We start from the raw sequence: 15,786 nt of genomic DNA, 5'->3' as shown, positions 1-15,786 counted from the left end.
ACAGATGAAAAAACGTGAATTCTTAAAATCGTCCTTACTGGCAGGTGCCGGTATTTTAAGCTATACCAGCTCGGGAGCATTTCCGAAAGCAAGCAAACCGGAAAAAACAGCGACTAAACACTGGGTTTGGGAAAATCCGAATCAAAAAGAAACAGAAGCTGAGTTGCAGAAAAAATACGAACGGTATTATGATGCCGGCATTCGGGGGATGTTTTTTGAGAGTGACAGCGAATTGCACTTCCGGGTTGCCAAGAAGGCGGGACTGGAAACACATCGGTGGATGTGGACCATGAACCGGGGGGAGAAGTCGTTGCTGGAGTCGCATCCTGAATGGTACGCCATCAGCCGCACCGGCGAGTCGTGTGCCACTAATCCTCCGTATGTTAATTACTACCGCTGGCTTTGTCCGTCAAAACCTGAGGTTCAGAATTACTTGCGTGAGCAGGTGGAAAAGGTTCTGGAGAAAGACTATGTGGATGGTATTCATCTGGATTATGTGCGCTATTGCGATGTGATTTTGCCGGTTGATCTGTGGCAAAATTATGGCATTGTTCAACAGGAAGAATTGCCGGAATATGATTTTTGCTACTGCGAAACCTGTCGGTCAAAGTATCAAGAAATGCACGGTGTTGATCCGCTGGAACTGGAATATCCGGATCAGAGCCTTTCATGGCGAAACTACCGGTACGACCGGATTACAAATATTGTAAACCAGGCTTCGGCCATTGCCAGCAAGCACAAAAAGCAAATTACAGCCGCGGTGTTTCCAACTCCGGAAGTGGCCCGTCGGATTGTTCGGCAAGACTGGACCAATTGGAACCTGGATGCCATCTGTCCAATGATTTATCACGGATTTTATCGCGAGCAAGTGCAGTGGATTGGCGATGCAGTAAAAGAAGGTGTTCACTTTTTGTGCGGTCGGTTCCCGCTGTATGCCGGATTGTTTCTGCCTAACTTCAAATCATCGGAAGAGTTGGATGCTGGGATTAGCTATGCCCTGAAAAATGGAGCAGCCGGCGTATCACTGTTTGGTAATGTTGATGATGATGTGCTGGCCGTTTTGAAAAAGCACCGGTAACTTGAAGTTTGTTTCTTCAGACTAACAGGGAGCAATCCCTTCTTCAGAGATATAAAAATAAAGGCTCCAAGGCGAGTGATCCACTGATCCTGTGCTTTGGGGCCTTACTTTTAGGTTCTCATCATTCAGACTGAAGCGTCCCTGGTCTGTTATTCTAGTCGATCGGTAATGCTACAGGCTTCTTTGAATTGGCGGATATTCCCGTTTTGGTCGTGCACTTCCAGCCAAACGATGTAAATACCCAGTGGGCTTTTACTCCCGTTTTGCAACTCGCCATTCCAGATCCATTCTCCTTGGCTGCCAGCAGGTTCGTTTTGAATCAAGTCATTAATCGGTCGACCATGTGAATCAAATATTTTCAGGTTTGCCACGTAATGCGGGTTTTCAAATTCGTAGCTGATCGTTAAGTAATCATTGTACCCATCATCATTGGGGGAGAAGGATTTGGGTTCTAGTGTGATGCTGTTGGTTTGGTGAGACTCGGTCCGGCTCATTGAATTGGCATAACCTGGAGTGGCAAAGTGTACGGCCGGACTTGCTGAAGTCCAGTTGGAAGGATCATTGCTAGCTTGCTCCAGTGAAATTCGTTCCAGCGACACCCCTTCTTCGTCAACCAGTAGCGGATGATGCATTTTTTCGGAATAATAGAGCTCATCCAGAGTTTTCAGCGAATCGGCCATTAATACCACATTGCCTTCATCGTTATTCATGGCGGGCAAGTCAGGAAGGTTCAGAAAGCAATCGGGGCAGGGCGTACTATAAAAAGCAAGGACCTGCTCCTGGCTTTCGCTGAGCACCAAAAAACTTTTAGGCGGAAAGTAGTCTTCCTGCGTTGTTAGTTGAACGATGGTTTTATAGCTTCCATCGTCGTTTTTATTGGCCAAAAACAGATGGTCAAGACGAATCATCTTGTCCGATTGATTGTAAAGTTCAATAAAATCAACGCCGTCGGGGTAGGGGTTGAAGAGAACTTCATTAATGAAAAGATCACCGGCAATTGCCAATTGATTCGGATCAATTTGTTCCGGTTGATCGGTCCAAATGCGGATAGCATCCAGAATGACTTTATCGCTGGCATAGCTGCTATTCAGGCGAATAATGATTCGGAGCGAATCGCCTTCCAACTTAGATTGACTGGCGAGGGCCTCACCCCAGTTGCCTTCATTCACCCCATTGGTTTCAAAAAGTTGTTCTTCCTGCTGGTCAATCTGGTAATAGGCTTTCAGGTATTTACTCGCCGGATTTTTACCGCTACCGGTTTCTTTGGCGATCAGCTCGCAATGGATATCGCTGTATTTGCTGGTCATGATCCATGCCGAAGTCCAAATGGCTTCGCCGTCGCAGTCCAGGGCTTCAAAGCGTCCTCCGGAGGTGGTCACTGTCTTAACGTAGTCATTTTCAGCTGTGAATTGGCAATCCGAATAGTTGAGCGACCAGCCCACATTCGGATCCAGGTTTGAGTGAATGCTTTCTCCGTCTGCGTCGCCCCATACCCCCAGGTCGGGTTGGTTGAAGTTTTCCTCCCAGATTACCTTACTCATGCTTTCATTTGTTAATAATATCAAAAGCATTAAAAGAAAAACACTATTTATACGCCACATAATGTGAAAAATTAAAAGCAAACTGCTAATTTTGCGGACTTTATTGTACGTTTGAAAGAACGTAAGAATGAATTCAAATTAATAAAATTTATTAAATTATGAAAGTTGCAGTTGTTGGTGCAAGTGGTGCTGTTGGGCAGGAATTTCTTGAAGTTCTGGCCGAGCGTAATTTTCCACTCGATGAGTTAGTTTTGTTTGGATCGGCCCGTAGTGCTGGTAAGGTGTTTGACTTTAAAGGCAAAAAACTGACTGTTAAGGAATTGAAACACAACGATGACTTCAAGGATATTGATATTGCCTTGACATCGGCTGGCGCTTCTATTTCTAAGGAGTTTGCATCAACCATTACCAAATATGGTGCGGTGATGATTGACAACTCCAGCGCCTTCCGTAACGATGATGATGTTCCATTGGTTGTTCCTGAAGTGAATGCAGAAGATTCCAGAAACCGTCCGCGTAACATCATTGCTAATCCAAACTGCTCAACCATTCAGATGGTTGTGGCATTGAAACCCATTGAAAACTTATCCAAGATTACCAAAGTTCAGGTAGCTACTTACCAGGCTGCCAGTGGTGCAGGAGCTCAGGGGATTGCTGAATTGGAAGAGCAAACACGTCAGTTGGCTCAGGGCGAAGAGCCTACGATTAATAAATTTCAGTACCAGCTGGCGATGAATATCATTCCTCATATTGATGTTTTCCTGGATAATGACTACACCAAAGAGGAAATGAAGATGAACTGGGAGACGAAAAAAATCATGCACACAGATATGGAAGTAAGTGCTACTTGCGTGCGTGTACCCGTTGCTCGTTCACACTCTGAAGCTATTTGGCTGGAAACAGAAGAGGAGCTGAGCCTGGAGCAGGTGCGTGAAGCTTTCAATAACTTCAAAGGCCTGACAGTGATTGATAACCCACAGAACAAAGAATACCCGATGCCACTTTTTGTAGCCGGGAAAGATGATGTTTATGTTGGTCGTTTGCGTAAGGACCTGACAAACCCGAAAGGAATTACCTTCTGGTGTGTTGGTGATCAGATCAAAAAAGGTGCAGCGCTTAATGCTGTTCAGATTGCTGAATGGTTGATTGCTAATGGTGAAGTGAAATAATGAATTTACCAGACAATATATAATGAGAAACCCGGCTTGATGGCCGGGTTTTTTATTGGGTGATGTTCTTCTTTCTTATTATTCCTGTGGTTTGGTCCAGTCAATATCGTACAGAAAATCATTGTAAGGGAAGCGGGTAACATGTACCTTTTTCACTTCCTCGTAAAGCACTTTTTTGAAGGCTTCCACATTGTCTTTTTCGGTGGCCGAAATAAATAAAGACGGCGTGTTGCCTTTACCCATCCAACTGTTTTGAAGTTCTTCCAGCGAAAGGTTTTCCTTCGTTTTCGGGCTTAAATCGTCTTCATCTTTTTGGACGTACTCAAAAGCATCAATCTTATTGAATACGTAGATGGTGGGTTTTTCGCCGGTCTTAATTTCTGCCAGTGTTTCGTTGACGGTGTCAATTTGCTCCTCAAAACCGGGGTGTGAGATATCAACAACATGAACCAATACATCGGCTTCGCGCACCTCGTCAAGGGTTGATTTGAACGACTCAACCAGTCCGTGAGGTAATTTGCGAATAAACCCAACCGTGTCTGCCAACAAAAATGGAAGATTGCCAATAACCATCTTGCGGACGGTGGTGTCGAGTGTGGCAAACAACTTGTTTTCAGCAAAAACTTCTGACTTCGCCAGCATGTTCATGATGGTTGATTTGCCCACGTTGGTATAGCCAACCAAAGCAACGCGAACCAGTTTTCCCCTATTTTTGCGCTGTGTGGCTTTTTGTTTGTCAATTTTTTCGAGCTGAACTTTTAGCCGTGCGATTTTATCCAGAATAATCCGCCGGTCGGTTTCAATCTGTGTCTCTCCGGGGCCACGCATACCGATACCTCCCCGCTGCCGTTCGAGGTGGGTCCACATACGGGTTAGGCGGGGCAGCATGTATTGATATTGAGCCAATTCAACCTGTGTTTTGGCATGCGCTGTTTGAGCGCGCTTGGCAAAAATGTCCAGGATGAGGTTGGTTCGGTCCAAGACTTTGCATTCCAGCTTTCGCTCAATGTTTCGGAGTTGTGTCGGACTCAGCTCATCATCAAAAATCACGGTATCAATCTCATGAACTTTGATGAAGTTGTTGATTTCCTCCAGTTTTCCCGAGCCAACGAAAGTAGCCGGATTGGGTGTATCTAAGCGTTGAAAAAACTGTTTTTCAACTTTTGCCCCTGCGGTATCAGCCAAAAACTCAAGTTCGTCCAGGTATTCTTGTGCCTGTCTTTCATCCTGTTCTTGGTTGATTAGCCCAACGAGTACGGCGGTTTCCTGTGTTTTGGCGGTTTCTATCATTCAGCTTTTACTTCTATCCATAAAAAATCCTGGCCCCGAAATACGGAACCAGGATCTTTTGTTTATCTAAAATCGTTATTGTAACACAAAGTTAATTGGAACCGTGTAAGAAACTTTTACTGGTTTTCCCCTTTGTTGTCCTGGCTTCCATTTTGGAAGGTTGTTTACCACGCGAAGGGCTTCTTTGTCCAACGACTGGTCAACACCACGGGCAATACGCGCATTGGTAACGCTTCCGTCAGTATCAACAACAAAGTTTACATATACTTTACCTTGAATACCGTTTTCCTGAGCAATAACCGGATACTTAATGGCGTTGGCAATAAACTTACGCAAAGCCAATTCTCCACCGGGGAACTCGGGCATGTCTTCTACAATAAAGAATACCTGTCCTTCTTCTTCCTCTTCTTCTTCCTGAATAACAGGAGCTACTTCAATAGCTGTTTCCTCGTCAATATCAGTGTCCTGGATTTCCAGTTCATCTTCAATTTCAACGTCGTCTTCCACAATGTTCAACACTTCTACTACTTTTGGTGGCGGAGGTGGTGGTGGTGGTTTTACTTCTTCTTGACGGGTGATGGGGATAACCTCGTCTTCTACTACCTGCTCAGCCATTGTTCCCAATGAAGATGCCTGTTCTACTTTTGTAGTCCATTCAAAAGCAAGCAAACAAAGACCAAGAGATACCACTAACCCTATCTGAACAAAGATATTTCTTTTGCTCTCAAGATCGGCTTTTGGTGATTTCTTTAGTTCCATAATTCAGTTTTAGAAGTTTATTCTATTCTCAGAAATACTTTTTTCTTTTGAGGGGTTAAAGATAAAAAATAATCTTCAAAAGCAAGAGTTCAAATCTTTTTTATTAACAGACTTATTTCGGTTTTTGTTTATTGTAATACAAAACTAATGGGAACATGGTAGAACACGCGGACTGCGCGACCTCCCTGCTTGCCCGGTTTCCACCGTGGCATGCTTTCCACCACCCGGATTGCCTCTTTGTCAAGGGATGGATCAACAGGACGAACCACCGAAACATTGCTTACCTTGCCATCAGTATTAACCACAAAGTTGACAAAGACTTTTCCTTGGATTCCATTTTCCTGCGCAATTACCGGGTAGTTGACTGTTTTGGCTAGGTAGTTGATTAGCGCTGGTATTCCTCCCGGAAATTCCGGCATTTCATCCACCAAATTATAAATGGTGTTTTTGTCTTCATAGGCGTCATCCTTGTTGTTGGCGAGTAAGGCATCCACATCAATTCCTTCATCCGTTATTTCTGAATTGAATATTTCGAGATGGTTATCATCAATCTCGGTTTCATTATCAACCAAGATAAACTCCACGACTGTTTGTACGGGAGGAAGGATTTCTTTTTTTTCGGGGCGTGTAAGTGGGATCACAATGTCATCGGGGACTCCCCAATCTACTTGGTCAAAGGCGTCGGTTTGATTAACGGGTGTTTTCCAGCTGAAGGCCAGCAGCACAAAACTTAAGGAAAGAACCAGTCCAATACTTAAAAATAAGGAGCGTTTTCCTTCTAAATCGGCTTTTTTCGTTTTCTTAGTTTCCATGACTTTAAGTTTAAAAGTGAATGATTAATTCAATGGCTAAACCTTGAAAGACAAAAACTAAACCAAAAACGTAAACAAGTATCTGAGAAAGGGAAATACGGGGCTTTTAACAGATGATGAACAGATGTTTAAAAACAGCTTGAAGCCAGACGGACTACAGTAAGAGCTGTTTGTATATAGTGTATTAATTAGCGTTCCTTTTTTGCAAAATTACTGGGCGTTTCTCCTGTAAGCTCTTTAAAGACTTATTCTGGCAAGAGCACCAAATCGATTTCTTGCAAGGCAGCTTTATTTCCGGAAGCTTCTATCGTTCGATGGAAGAAGGGAAAGCAGCTTTCTTAATGAATGAAGAGGTTATAGTGGGGCAAAGGGTGTCAGCCACTCTCTTGGACCTGGCGATTGCGAAGGAAAAGGCGTATTGGGAAAACAAAGAATAGCTTTTGGATATTGGACATTTCACTGATAATGAGGATTGCCCGATTTTTATTTGCCGAAAATGTAAAAATTGTGCGATGGCATGGTCTTGCGGTTTAAAAATATTTATATATTTGCCCTCGCTTATGGGGGATTAGCTCAGTTGGCTAGAGCGTTTGACTGGCAGTCAAAAGGTCATCGGTTCGATTCCGATATTCTCCACTAAGAAAGCAGTTACGACTATTTGTTGTGACTGCTTTTTGTTTTTAACCACTTCCTGTTTTCGTTCAATGCCTGAAGGAAATTCCATGGTAATAATCCCTGAATCCCATAGCATTGAGTTGCGTGGTGGCTCTCTGTGAAGGAAAAATCTCTTGACCTTACTGTTTGTTCCTGGGGGAGATTGACTCCTTTAATCTTCGAAACAATTCAATATATTTGGATTCGGGAAGCAAATCTCCAATGGTTTGCTCACTGGAATTGCCTACATTTAAGTTTTTATTGATAAATCAATTAATAAGCATGTCTGAAGAACAAAAGAAACTGTTGGAAGCCCAGCTGTGGGGCATTGCCAACTTGCTACGCGGAAAGGTTAGTGCTGATGATTACCGGGATTACATATTAGGATTCATATTTTTCAAATACCTGTCGGAAAAACAATTGATTTACGCCAATCAATTGTTGGAAACCGAAGTGGTAAAAGATTACACGAAAGTAAGCGATACCGAAACGCTGGAAGCCATTAAAGAAGACTCGTTGATTAAGTTGGGCTACTTTTTGCAACCGGCTGAACTATTTCATACCCTTGCTGAAAAAGGAAATAGTGGGGTGGACAACTATATTCTGGATGAGCTTCAGGCGGTGATGAACCACATTGAGCAAACCACCATGGGGACGGAATCGGAAGAAGATTTCAATGCCCTGTTTGAAGATATCGACCTTAACTCAACCAAGATTGGCCGGACACCCAAAGCCAGGAACGAAATCATTGTTAGTATTCTAAATTACCTGAATAAGATTGATTTCGATTTGGAGAACGTGGCCTCTGATGTGTTGGGGGATGCGTACGAATACCTGATTGGTAAGTTTGCAGCCGGGGCAGGAAAAACGGCGGGCGAGTTCTATACACCCCAGCAGGTATCAAAGATCTTGGCCAAGCTGGTGACTACCGGGAAACAAAAAATTAAATCGGCTTACGACCCCACTTGCGGGTCGGGTTCCTTGTTGTTACGCATTGCCAAAGAAGCCGAAGTTAGTGAGTTTTACGGGCAGGAAATGACCCGCACTACCTACAACCTGGCTAGGATGAACATGATTTTGCACGATGTACATTATCGCCAGTTCAATATTGAGCACGATGATACGCTGGAAAACCCCAGGCATTTGGACAGGCGGTTCGAAGCCGTGGTGGCCAATCCACCGTTCTCAGCCCATTGGAAAGGCGCTAACAATCCCTTATTTGATACCGATGAACGTTTCAGCCAATACGGGAAGCTGGCACCCAAAACCAAGGCCGATTACGCATTCATTACCCACATGATTTACCAATTGGCCGACAATGGTATTATGGCTACTGTAGTTCCCCACGGGGTACTGTTTCGGGGGGCTGCCGAAGGAACCATTCGCGAGTACCTCATTAAAGAGCTTAACTACCTGGATGCTGTGATTGGCTTACCTGCCAACATTTTTTACGGCACCTCCATCCCAACCTGTATTTTGGTCTTTAAAAAGTGCCGCGAGGTGGACGACAACGTGGTCTTTATCGATGCCAGTGGGGCGGGGCATTTTGAAAAGGTGGGCAACCAAAACATGTTGCGCGATGAGGATGTGGAACTGATTGTGGACACCTACCGCAAGCGTGAAACCAAGGACAAATACAGCTATGTGGCCACGCTGGACGAAATCAGGGAAAACGACTACAACCTGAATATACCACGCTATGTGGATACCTTTGAAGAAGAAGAACCCATTGACCTGGAGCAGGTAGCAACCGATTTAAAGGGCTTGGATGAAGCCTTGGAAAAAGCCAACGCCAAAATCGCAACCTATTGTGATGAATTAGGAATCTCGACACCATTTTAGATGATGCCCGACAAATTCAGAAATAAATACCGCATACCCTCCAGTCGGTTGCCAGATTGGGATTACCGTTGGGCCGGTGCCTATTTTGTAACCCTATGCACGAAAGACCGCCGTCATGATTTCGGCGAGATTGTTGATGGCCAAATGGAATTGTCGGGAATTGGAATGGTGGCCGATGTGTTGTGGCACGAAATCAAACACCATGCCCCACAGGTCGAATTGGACGCATTTGTGGTGATGCCCAACCATGTGCACGGCATATTGGTATTGCCAGGGATTGGTGCGGTTGACGATGATGCGCAACCCGAATCACCATCGACACCCGCACCGTCCCCAAAAAACGAAACCATGGCCGGTATTTCGCCAAAACCCGGATCATTGTCCACCATCATCCGGTCGTACAAATCGGCCGTAACCAAACACGCCCATCGGTTGGGATTTGAATTTGAATGGCAAACCCGTTTTTACGAACACATCATCCGCGACGAAACGGCCTGGCACACCATCCGGCAATACATCGCCAACAACCCCACCAATTGGAAGGAGGACAAATTTTATGAATAATAAACATCGTACAGACGTTGCATGCAACGTCTCCGCAGGATTCCAGATTCCAGCACCCGCACAGACATTGCATGCCGTACAGCCATTGCATGCTGTACAGACGTTGCATGCTGTACAGACGTTGCATGCAACGTCTCAACAACGTCCCCACAATTATCCCGAATTAAGAATAGCAACACCGTTTTAGATAATGAAAGAAAATAAAAACATACCAGAGTTAAGGTTTCCTGAGTTTGAAGGGAAGTGGGACCGAATGAAATTAAAAAATGTATCTACATATTTTAATGGTGGTAGTTTTGAAAATGATGTTCAAGAAGAAGGAAAATATGAACTTGTCACACTTAAATCAGTTGATATGAATGGAAATTTGGTTCATTCTAAAAGGTATATTGATGTTGAAGTTCCAACATTATCTAAAGATACTCTTGTTATGATTCTTAGTGAGCAAGCACCTGGTTTACTTGGAATGACTTCTTTGATACCAATAGATAATAAATATGTTTTGAATCAACGGGTTGCCGAGATTCGACCAACCGATAAGGTTAAAAGTTATTTTTTATCAATGGCAATTAACAGAAATCAAAGATACTTTAGTAAACACGGTGCAGGTACAAAAGTGCAGAATATATCAAAGCCAAATGTTGAAAATTATGAGTTTTATTGCCCGTCTCTCCCAGAGCAAACCAAAATCGCCAACTTTCTCACCACCGTTGATGAGCGCATAAACCTACTCACCCAGCAAAAAGAAAAGCTGGAACAGTACAAAAAAGGGCTGATGCAACAAATCTTTAGCCAACAGCTCCGGTTTAAAGATGACAATGGGAAGGCCTTTCCGGAGTGGGAAGAAAAAAGGTTGACTATGATATGTGAAAAAAGAGCGTCTAATATATCTGCGAACAGTTTAAAAGAAAATAAAGGACCGTACAAAATATATGGAGCAACTGGCTTTCTTCAAAATGTCGATTTTTATAGAGAAGGTCAACCCTATATTTCAATTGTAAAAGATGGTGCAGGGGTTGGTAGAGTGTTGCTATGCGAGCAAAAATCATCTGTACTTGGAACATTGGATATAATTAAGCCAAAAGACGAAAATAGCTTAGACTTTTTGTTTTCTGTCTTGACAAGAATATCTTTTACGAAATATGTCACAGGTAGCACAATTCCACATATCTACTTTAAAGATTATTCTAAAGAAAAAGTGAATGTTCCATGCTTCGCTGAGCAACAAAAAATAGCCGACTTTCTTTCGTCCATCGACCAAAAGATTGAGCTGGTGCGTTCGCAAATCGAACAAACCAAACACTGGAAGAAAGGCTTGTTGCAACAAATGTTTGTGTAAAATGTCTGAATCAGGATTTTCAGGATTCAAGGATGGACAAGATCAATGAATAAAAAGCAAACTAAATTAGAACGATGAATCTGGATGAGCTAACTTACAAAATAAACGGGTGCGCCATGAAGGTGCACAATACGCTGGGGAACGGATTTCAGGAAGTGATTTACCAAAGGTGTTTGGCCATAGAGCTGCAACGGAGTGAGATTGCATTTCAACGCGAATTGGAACACCCCATTTATTACGATGGCATTGCCGTCGGTACCCGACGAGCCGATTTTGTAGTGGAAGACGCTGTCATTGTTGAACTAAAAGCCTTAGTGAATTTAGAGGACGTACACTTGGCACAAGCAAAAAATTATGTTGTAGCTTACGATAAACCCTTGGGTTTATTGATTAACTTTGGTGCAAAGAGCCTGCAATTTCGAAAAATATTCAATCCAAAGTACCCATCCAACAATCCTGCTCATCCTTAAATCCATTGAATCCTGATTCAGACAACCATGAATACCCAAGCTGAACAAATACTGGAAAACAACCGGACTAATCGAACGAATAAGCAGGAGGAACTATAAAAAGTCACCTTTGCGCTTGCGGATCAACACAACCTAAACGATAAACAAATGAATCACGAAAAAACCAACCACCTCCTTCAACAAGCCGGCATATTGATCAAACACCAACGTGAGAAAGAGATATTAAAAGGTGAAAGCTTCAATGTGTTCTCCATTCTAAAAATGGAAACGAAGGAAAACGAAACACACTCGGCATTTTTAGCCGAACTATTAAATCCAGATGGCAGTCACCTGAAAGGCAACACGTTCCTGAACTTGTTTCTTCAAACGATCGATAACAAAACGATTGATCTCCAATCGGCCAAAGTAAAGGTAGAACACGCGGTGGGTACTCGAGATGACAATAACAAAACCGGCGGCCGAATAGACCTATATATTTGGGATAGTCAAGGCAATACGATCTCCATTGAAAATAAGATTTACGCAGGCGATCAACAGGCACAGGTAGAGCGTTACGTCAATCACAACAAAGAGAAAAACACGGTTTATTATTTGACGTTAGATGGACATGAGCCCTCTAAAAACAGCAAAGGAAAACTAGTTGTTGATGAAGACTTTTTTACGTTGTCGTACAAAGGCGACATTATTAATTGGCTGCAAATGTGTTTTCAGGAGTCTGCAGATGTGCCGATCCTGCGCGAATCGATCAAACAATACATGATCTTACTAAAGAAACTAACCCATACCATGGAAAACAAGGAACAACAGGAGTTAATCAATCTGATACTCAGTAATTACGAGGAAGCGTCATTAATCGCTAACAATATTAATAAAGCGGCAACAGGTGTGCGGGATCGTTGGCGGAATAAAGTTATTGAGCTACTGGAAGAACAGATTTCGGATAATTATCAAATCAGCCGGGGCGATCTGATACACCGTAAATTTGCACAAATTTGGATTAAACCGATTGGGTTCGCCGATCGTATTTTGCATTTTGGCGTTGAAAGTTTTAGCGGTAATGGCATTCCTGACAGTCGTCTGTTTATAGGCGTTGTAAACTTGCATGCCACACCTAAAGTACGCGACCCCTACTGGGACAATGAGCAAAATACTCCGAGGAGTAATTGGTGGACCAATGTTTATTATTTTGAAGATATAGAAGGTCTTAAAATGGACTCGAATGATCCGAAGACTATTAGAGAACTAGCCAATGAAGACACATTAAACAAAGTTTCGGAAGCGCTGGTTGATCAGATTTTAGACTACTTGGATCAAGAAACGAAGCCACTACTAGCGTACTTTCAAAAAGCCAATTAAATGAATACCCAAGCCGAACAAATACTGGAAAACAACCTGGTTGCCCAACTCGAACGGTTAGGCTACAAAAAGGTGCTCATTCGCGACGAAGCTGACTTGCTGATTAACCTGAAAAAACAACTGGAAGTACACAACAAGCTGAGCCTGTCGGATAACGATTTCACCCAGGTGCTAAACTACATCAACAAGGGGAACATCTTCGAGCGGGCCAAACTGCTGCGCGACCGGGTGCCCTACACCAACGCGGCGGGCGAAACCAAAACCATTGAGCTCATCAACCAAATCCATTGGTGCCAGAACCAGTTTCAGGTAAGCCAGCAAATTACGATGGAAGGAAGGTATAAGAACCGCTACGATGTAACCATTCTGATCAATGGGCTGCCCCTGGTGCAGGTGGAATTGAAACGTCGGGGGCTGGAACTGAAGGAAGCCTTTAATCAAACCAACCGCTACGAGCGGCATTCGTACGGTGCCGGGCAGGGCTTGTTTCAGTTTATTCAGCTGTTTGTCATTAGCAATGGGGTCAACACAAAATATTATGCCAACAACCCCATTAAAGCCCGCTCATTCAAGCAAACCTTCTATTGGTCGGACGTTGACAATAAACTGATTACCCAGCTATCCGCCTTTGCCGACGTGTTTCTGGAGCCCTGCCACCTCTCGAAGATGATTACCAAGTATGTGGTGCTAAACGAATCGCAAAAGATACTGATGGTTCTAAGGCCTTATCAGTACTATGCTGTCGAAGCCATTGTGGAGCGTGTGAAAACCACCCGAAAATACGGCTACATCTGGCATACCACCGGAAGCGGAAAAACCCTGACCTCGTTTAAAACCGCCCAGATTCTGACCGCCATACCGAAAGTGCATCAGGTGGTTTTCGTGGTCGACCGCAAAGACCTGGATTACCAAACCATCAAAGAATTTAATGCTTTTAGCAAGGGGAGCATTGACGGCACGAATAACACCAATACCCTGGTCAAACAAATGGCAGGCGACACCAAGCTTATCGTCACCACCATTCAGAAGCTGAATACAGCCATCAGCAAACAACGCTACCTGGGCAAAATGGAAGCCTTGCAGGACAAGCGAATTGTGTTCATTTTTGATGAATGCCACCGCAGTCAGTTTGGTAAGACTCACGAAACCATTAAGAACTTTTTCACCAGCTGCCAGATGTTCGGGTTTACAGGCACCCCAATATTTACCGAAAATGCCGGAAGCAACGAATACGGCAAGCGCACAACAAAAACCTTGTTTGAAAAATGCCTGCATAAGTATGTCATTACCGATGCCATCCGGGATGAAAATGTGCTGAAGTTCTCGGTAGAGTATATCCGAACCTTCAAAAAGAAAGACAACATCCTCGACATCGAAGTGGAAGCCATTGACGAAGCGGAGGTCATGGAATCCCCGCAGCGTTTAAACAACATCGCCGATTACATCATTGCCAACCACCACCGAAAAACGCATAACCGGGAGTTTACCGCTATTTTGTGCGTGTCATCAATCAAAACCTTAATCGACTATTACAACATATTCCACCAAAAGAAACAGGAGGGGCAGCACAAGCTAAAACTGGCCACCATTTTTTCGTATCAGGCCAACGAAGAGGATCAGGAGGCCACGGGCTTTGTTGAAGATGATGAATTTTTGGGGACCGATGAATACAGCCAAAACCTGGCCGCCGATGGAGGAACAACCTATCAACTGAAGGGGGTGCCGGCCACCATCAACCAGCACTCACGCGATGCATTGGAAACGTTTATCGGCCATTACAACAACACCTTTAGCACCAACTACACCACCAAAGACAGTCAGTCGTTCTACAACTATTACAAAGACATTAGCAAGCGGGTCAAACACAAACAGATTGATGTGTTGCTGGTGGTCAACATGTTTCTAACCGGATTTGATTCCAAGGCCTTAAATACCCTGTATGTGGATAAAAATCTGAAATACCATGGATTGATTCAGGCTTATTCGCGGACCAACCGCATTTTAAATGAGTTGAAATCGCAAGGAAACATCGTTTGTTTTCGAAACCTGAAGGGGGCCACGGATGAGGCGATTACCTTATTCTCCAACAAGGAAGCGATTGAGGAGATCATTATGAAGCCGTACGAGGAGTACGTGGCCAGGTTTAATGAAGCGTTTGTGGTATTATTAAAGATCGCTCCAACAGTGAACAGCGTGAATAAGCTGCCCAGCGAAGAGGAGGAAGCCGAATTTATCCAGGCATTTCGCGAGCTGATGCGGTTGCGGAATGTCTTACGAACCTTTACTGAGTTTACTTACGATGACCTCTCTATGAGCGAACAGTCGTTTGAGGATTACAAGAGCAAATACCTGGACTTGTACGACAAAACCCGTGGTGCGAATGCCAAAGAGAAGGTGTCCATCCTGAACGACATTGACTTTGAACTGGAGCTGATTCATCGGGATGAAATCAATGTCGCCTATATTTTGAATTTGCTGGGCAACCTGAAAGACGCCACACCCGAGGAACACGAAAAACGTAAAAAGGCCATTATCGACTTGGTAGCAGGCGATACCCAATTGCGCAGCAAACGGGAACTGATTGAAAAGTTTATCAACGAAAACTTACCGCGCATTGATGATTCGGACGATATACCCGAAGCGTTCAGCAATTTCTGGGATGAAGAACGTATGAAGGCGATCCAGGCCTTAAGCAGCGAAGAAAACCTGGACATGGAAAAACTTGAAAAAGTAATTGGCGACTACCTCTTCACCGAAAAACTGCCCTTACGGGATGAAATTATTGGCACCATGAACACCCGCCCTACCTTGAAAGACCGCAAACCTATTTCACAACGAATTACAAACAAGATTCTGACCTTCGTAGACACTTTTATAAATGGGATTGTATCATATTAAAACAACCTAAAATA

At 43.8% G+C, this 15,786-nt stretch carries 12 protein-coding genes and 1 tRNA gene; 9 read left to right on the top strand and 4 right to left on the bottom strand.

Annotated features, from left to right (window positions below; genetic code table 11):
• Positions 1–4: 4 nt before the first annotated feature.
• Positions 5–1,078 carry a family 10 glycosylhydrolase gene (locus ACRD6K_RS06150; protein WP_430972523.1) on the top strand — a complete coding sequence of 358 codons (1,074 nt, stop codon included), beginning with the start codon at positions 5–7 and terminating at the stop codon, positions 1,076–1,078.
• 149 nt (positions 1,079–1,227) lie between these two features.
• Here ACRD6K_RS06150 and ACRD6K_RS06145 read toward each other — a convergent pair whose 3' ends face one another.
• Positions 1,228–2,619 (bottom strand): T9SS type B sorting domain-containing protein, encoded by a 1,392-nt coding sequence (locus ACRD6K_RS06145; protein ID WP_430972522.1) that lies wholly within the window; start codon positions 2,617–2,619, stop codon positions 1,228–1,230.
• Between the two features lie 158 nt (positions 2,620–2,777).
• Here ACRD6K_RS06145 and ACRD6K_RS06140 point away from each other — a divergent pair, with 158 nt between their 5' ends.
• Positions 2,778–3,788: an aspartate-semialdehyde dehydrogenase gene (locus ACRD6K_RS06140; protein ID WP_430972521.1), complete on the top strand. Its 1,011-nt coding sequence runs from the start codon at positions 2,778–2,780 to the stop codon at positions 3,786–3,788.
• A 78-nt stretch (positions 3,789–3,866) separates the two neighbouring features.
• On the opposite strand, the gene hflX is transcribed toward ACRD6K_RS06140, so the two are convergent.
• The 3 genes from hflX to ACRD6K_RS06125 all read right to left on the bottom strand — a co-directional run bounded on the left by hflX (position 3,867) and on the right by ACRD6K_RS06125 (position 6,649).
• A complete protein-coding gene (hflX, locus tag ACRD6K_RS06135; RefSeq protein ID WP_430972520.1) occupies positions 3,867–5,078 on the bottom strand; it encodes a GTPase HflX in 1,212 nt (403 codons plus the stop codon).
• 75 nt (positions 5,079–5,153) lie between these two features.
• Entirely contained in the window at positions 5,154–5,837 is a 684-nt protein-coding gene (locus ACRD6K_RS06130; RefSeq protein ID WP_299578914.1) for an energy transducer TonB, read from the bottom strand.
• Between the two features lie 128 nt (positions 5,838–5,965).
• Complete coding sequence (locus tag ACRD6K_RS06125; protein ID WP_430972519.1) at positions 5,966–6,649, bottom strand: energy transducer TonB; 684 nt, start codon at positions 6,647–6,649, stop codon at positions 5,966–5,968.
• Between the two features lie 562 nt (positions 6,650–7,211).
• Between ACRD6K_RS06125 and ACRD6K_RS06120 the strand changes: the two genes are divergently transcribed.
• The 7 genes from ACRD6K_RS06120 to ACRD6K_RS06090 all read left to right on the top strand — a co-directional run bounded on the left by ACRD6K_RS06120 (position 7,212) and on the right by ACRD6K_RS06090 (position 15,772).
• Positions 7,212–7,285 (top strand) — tRNA-Ala (locus tag ACRD6K_RS06120).
• A 300-nt stretch (positions 7,286–7,585) separates the two neighbouring features.
• Positions 7,586–9,145, top strand: coding sequence for a type I restriction-modification system subunit M (locus ACRD6K_RS06115; RefSeq protein ID WP_430972518.1), 1,560 nt, complete (start codon positions 7,586–7,588; stop codon positions 9,143–9,145).
• Positions 9,146–9,709, top strand: coding sequence for a transposase (locus ACRD6K_RS06110; RefSeq protein WP_430972517.1), 564 nt, complete (start codon positions 9,146–9,148; stop codon positions 9,707–9,709).
• 190 nt (positions 9,710–9,899) lie between these two features.
• Positions 9,900–11,048, top strand: coding sequence for a restriction endonuclease subunit S (locus tag ACRD6K_RS06105; protein ID WP_430972516.1), 1,149 nt, complete (start codon positions 9,900–9,902; stop codon positions 11,046–11,048).
• Positions 11,049–11,122: 74 nt separating this feature from the next.
• Positions 11,123–11,518: a GxxExxY protein gene (locus tag ACRD6K_RS06100; protein ID WP_430972515.1), complete on the top strand. Its 396-nt coding sequence runs from the start codon at positions 11,123–11,125 to the stop codon at positions 11,516–11,518.
• 147 nt (positions 11,519–11,665) lie between these two features.
• Entirely contained in the window at positions 11,666–12,874 is a 1,209-nt protein-coding gene (locus ACRD6K_RS06095; RefSeq protein WP_430972514.1) for a PDDEXK-like family protein, read from the top strand.
• The gene (locus ACRD6K_RS06090) at positions 12,875–15,772 is read left to right on the top strand and encodes a type I restriction endonuclease subunit R (protein WP_430972513.1); all 2,898 of its coding nucleotides are present in this window, start codon (positions 12,875–12,877) and stop codon (positions 15,770–15,772) included.
• Positions 15,773–15,786 lie beyond the last annotated feature (14 nt).

The organism is Sunxiuqinia rutila, from assembly GCF_050589705.1.
GTDB lineage: Bacteria > Bacteroidota > Bacteroidia > Bacteroidales > Prolixibacteraceae > Sunxiuqinia > Sunxiuqinia rutila.
Note: the sequence above shows the minus strand (reverse complement) of the source record. Positions and strands in the feature narration are given on the sequence as shown.

What these genes read in the sequence shown, in the direction of transcription:
- ACRD6K_RS06150 (WP_430972523.1), top strand. Translation starts at nt 5, where the DNA reads ATGAAAAAACGTGAATTCTTAAAATCGTCCTTACTGGCAGGTGCCGGT.
- ACRD6K_RS06145 (WP_430972522.1), bottom strand. Translation starts at nt 2,619, where the DNA reads ATGAGTAAGGTAATCTGGGAGGAAAACTTCAACCAACCCGACCTGGGG.
- ACRD6K_RS06140 (WP_430972521.1), top strand. Translation starts at nt 2,778, where the DNA reads ATGAAAGTTGCAGTTGTTGGTGCAAGTGGTGCTGTTGGGCAGGAATTT.
- hflX (WP_430972520.1), bottom strand. Translation starts at nt 5,078, where the DNA reads ATGATAGAAACCGCCAAAACACAGGAAACCGCCGTACTCGTTGGGCTA.
- ACRD6K_RS06130 (WP_299578914.1), bottom strand. Translation starts at nt 5,837, where the DNA reads ATGGAACTAAAGAAATCACCAAAAGCCGATCTTGAGAGCAAAAGAAAT.
- ACRD6K_RS06125 (WP_430972519.1), bottom strand. Translation starts at nt 6,649, where the DNA reads ATGGAAACTAAGAAAACGAAAAAAGCCGATTTAGAAGGAAAACGCTCC.
- ACRD6K_RS06115 (WP_430972518.1), top strand. Translation starts at nt 7,586, where the DNA reads ATGTCTGAAGAACAAAAGAAACTGTTGGAAGCCCAGCTGTGGGGCATT.
- ACRD6K_RS06110 (WP_430972517.1), top strand. Translation starts at nt 9,146, where the DNA reads ATGATGCCCGACAAATTCAGAAATAAATACCGCATACCCTCCAGTCGG.
- ACRD6K_RS06105 (WP_430972516.1), top strand. Translation starts at nt 9,900, where the DNA reads ATGAAAGAAAATAAAAACATACCAGAGTTAAGGTTTCCTGAGTTTGAA.
- ACRD6K_RS06100 (WP_430972515.1), top strand. Translation starts at nt 11,123, where the DNA reads ATGAATCTGGATGAGCTAACTTACAAAATAAACGGGTGCGCCATGAAG.
- ACRD6K_RS06095 (WP_430972514.1), top strand. Translation starts at nt 11,666, where the DNA reads ATGAATCACGAAAAAACCAACCACCTCCTTCAACAAGCCGGCATATTG.
- ACRD6K_RS06090 (WP_430972513.1), top strand. Translation starts at nt 12,875, where the DNA reads ATGAATACCCAAGCCGAACAAATACTGGAAAACAACCTGGTTGCCCAA.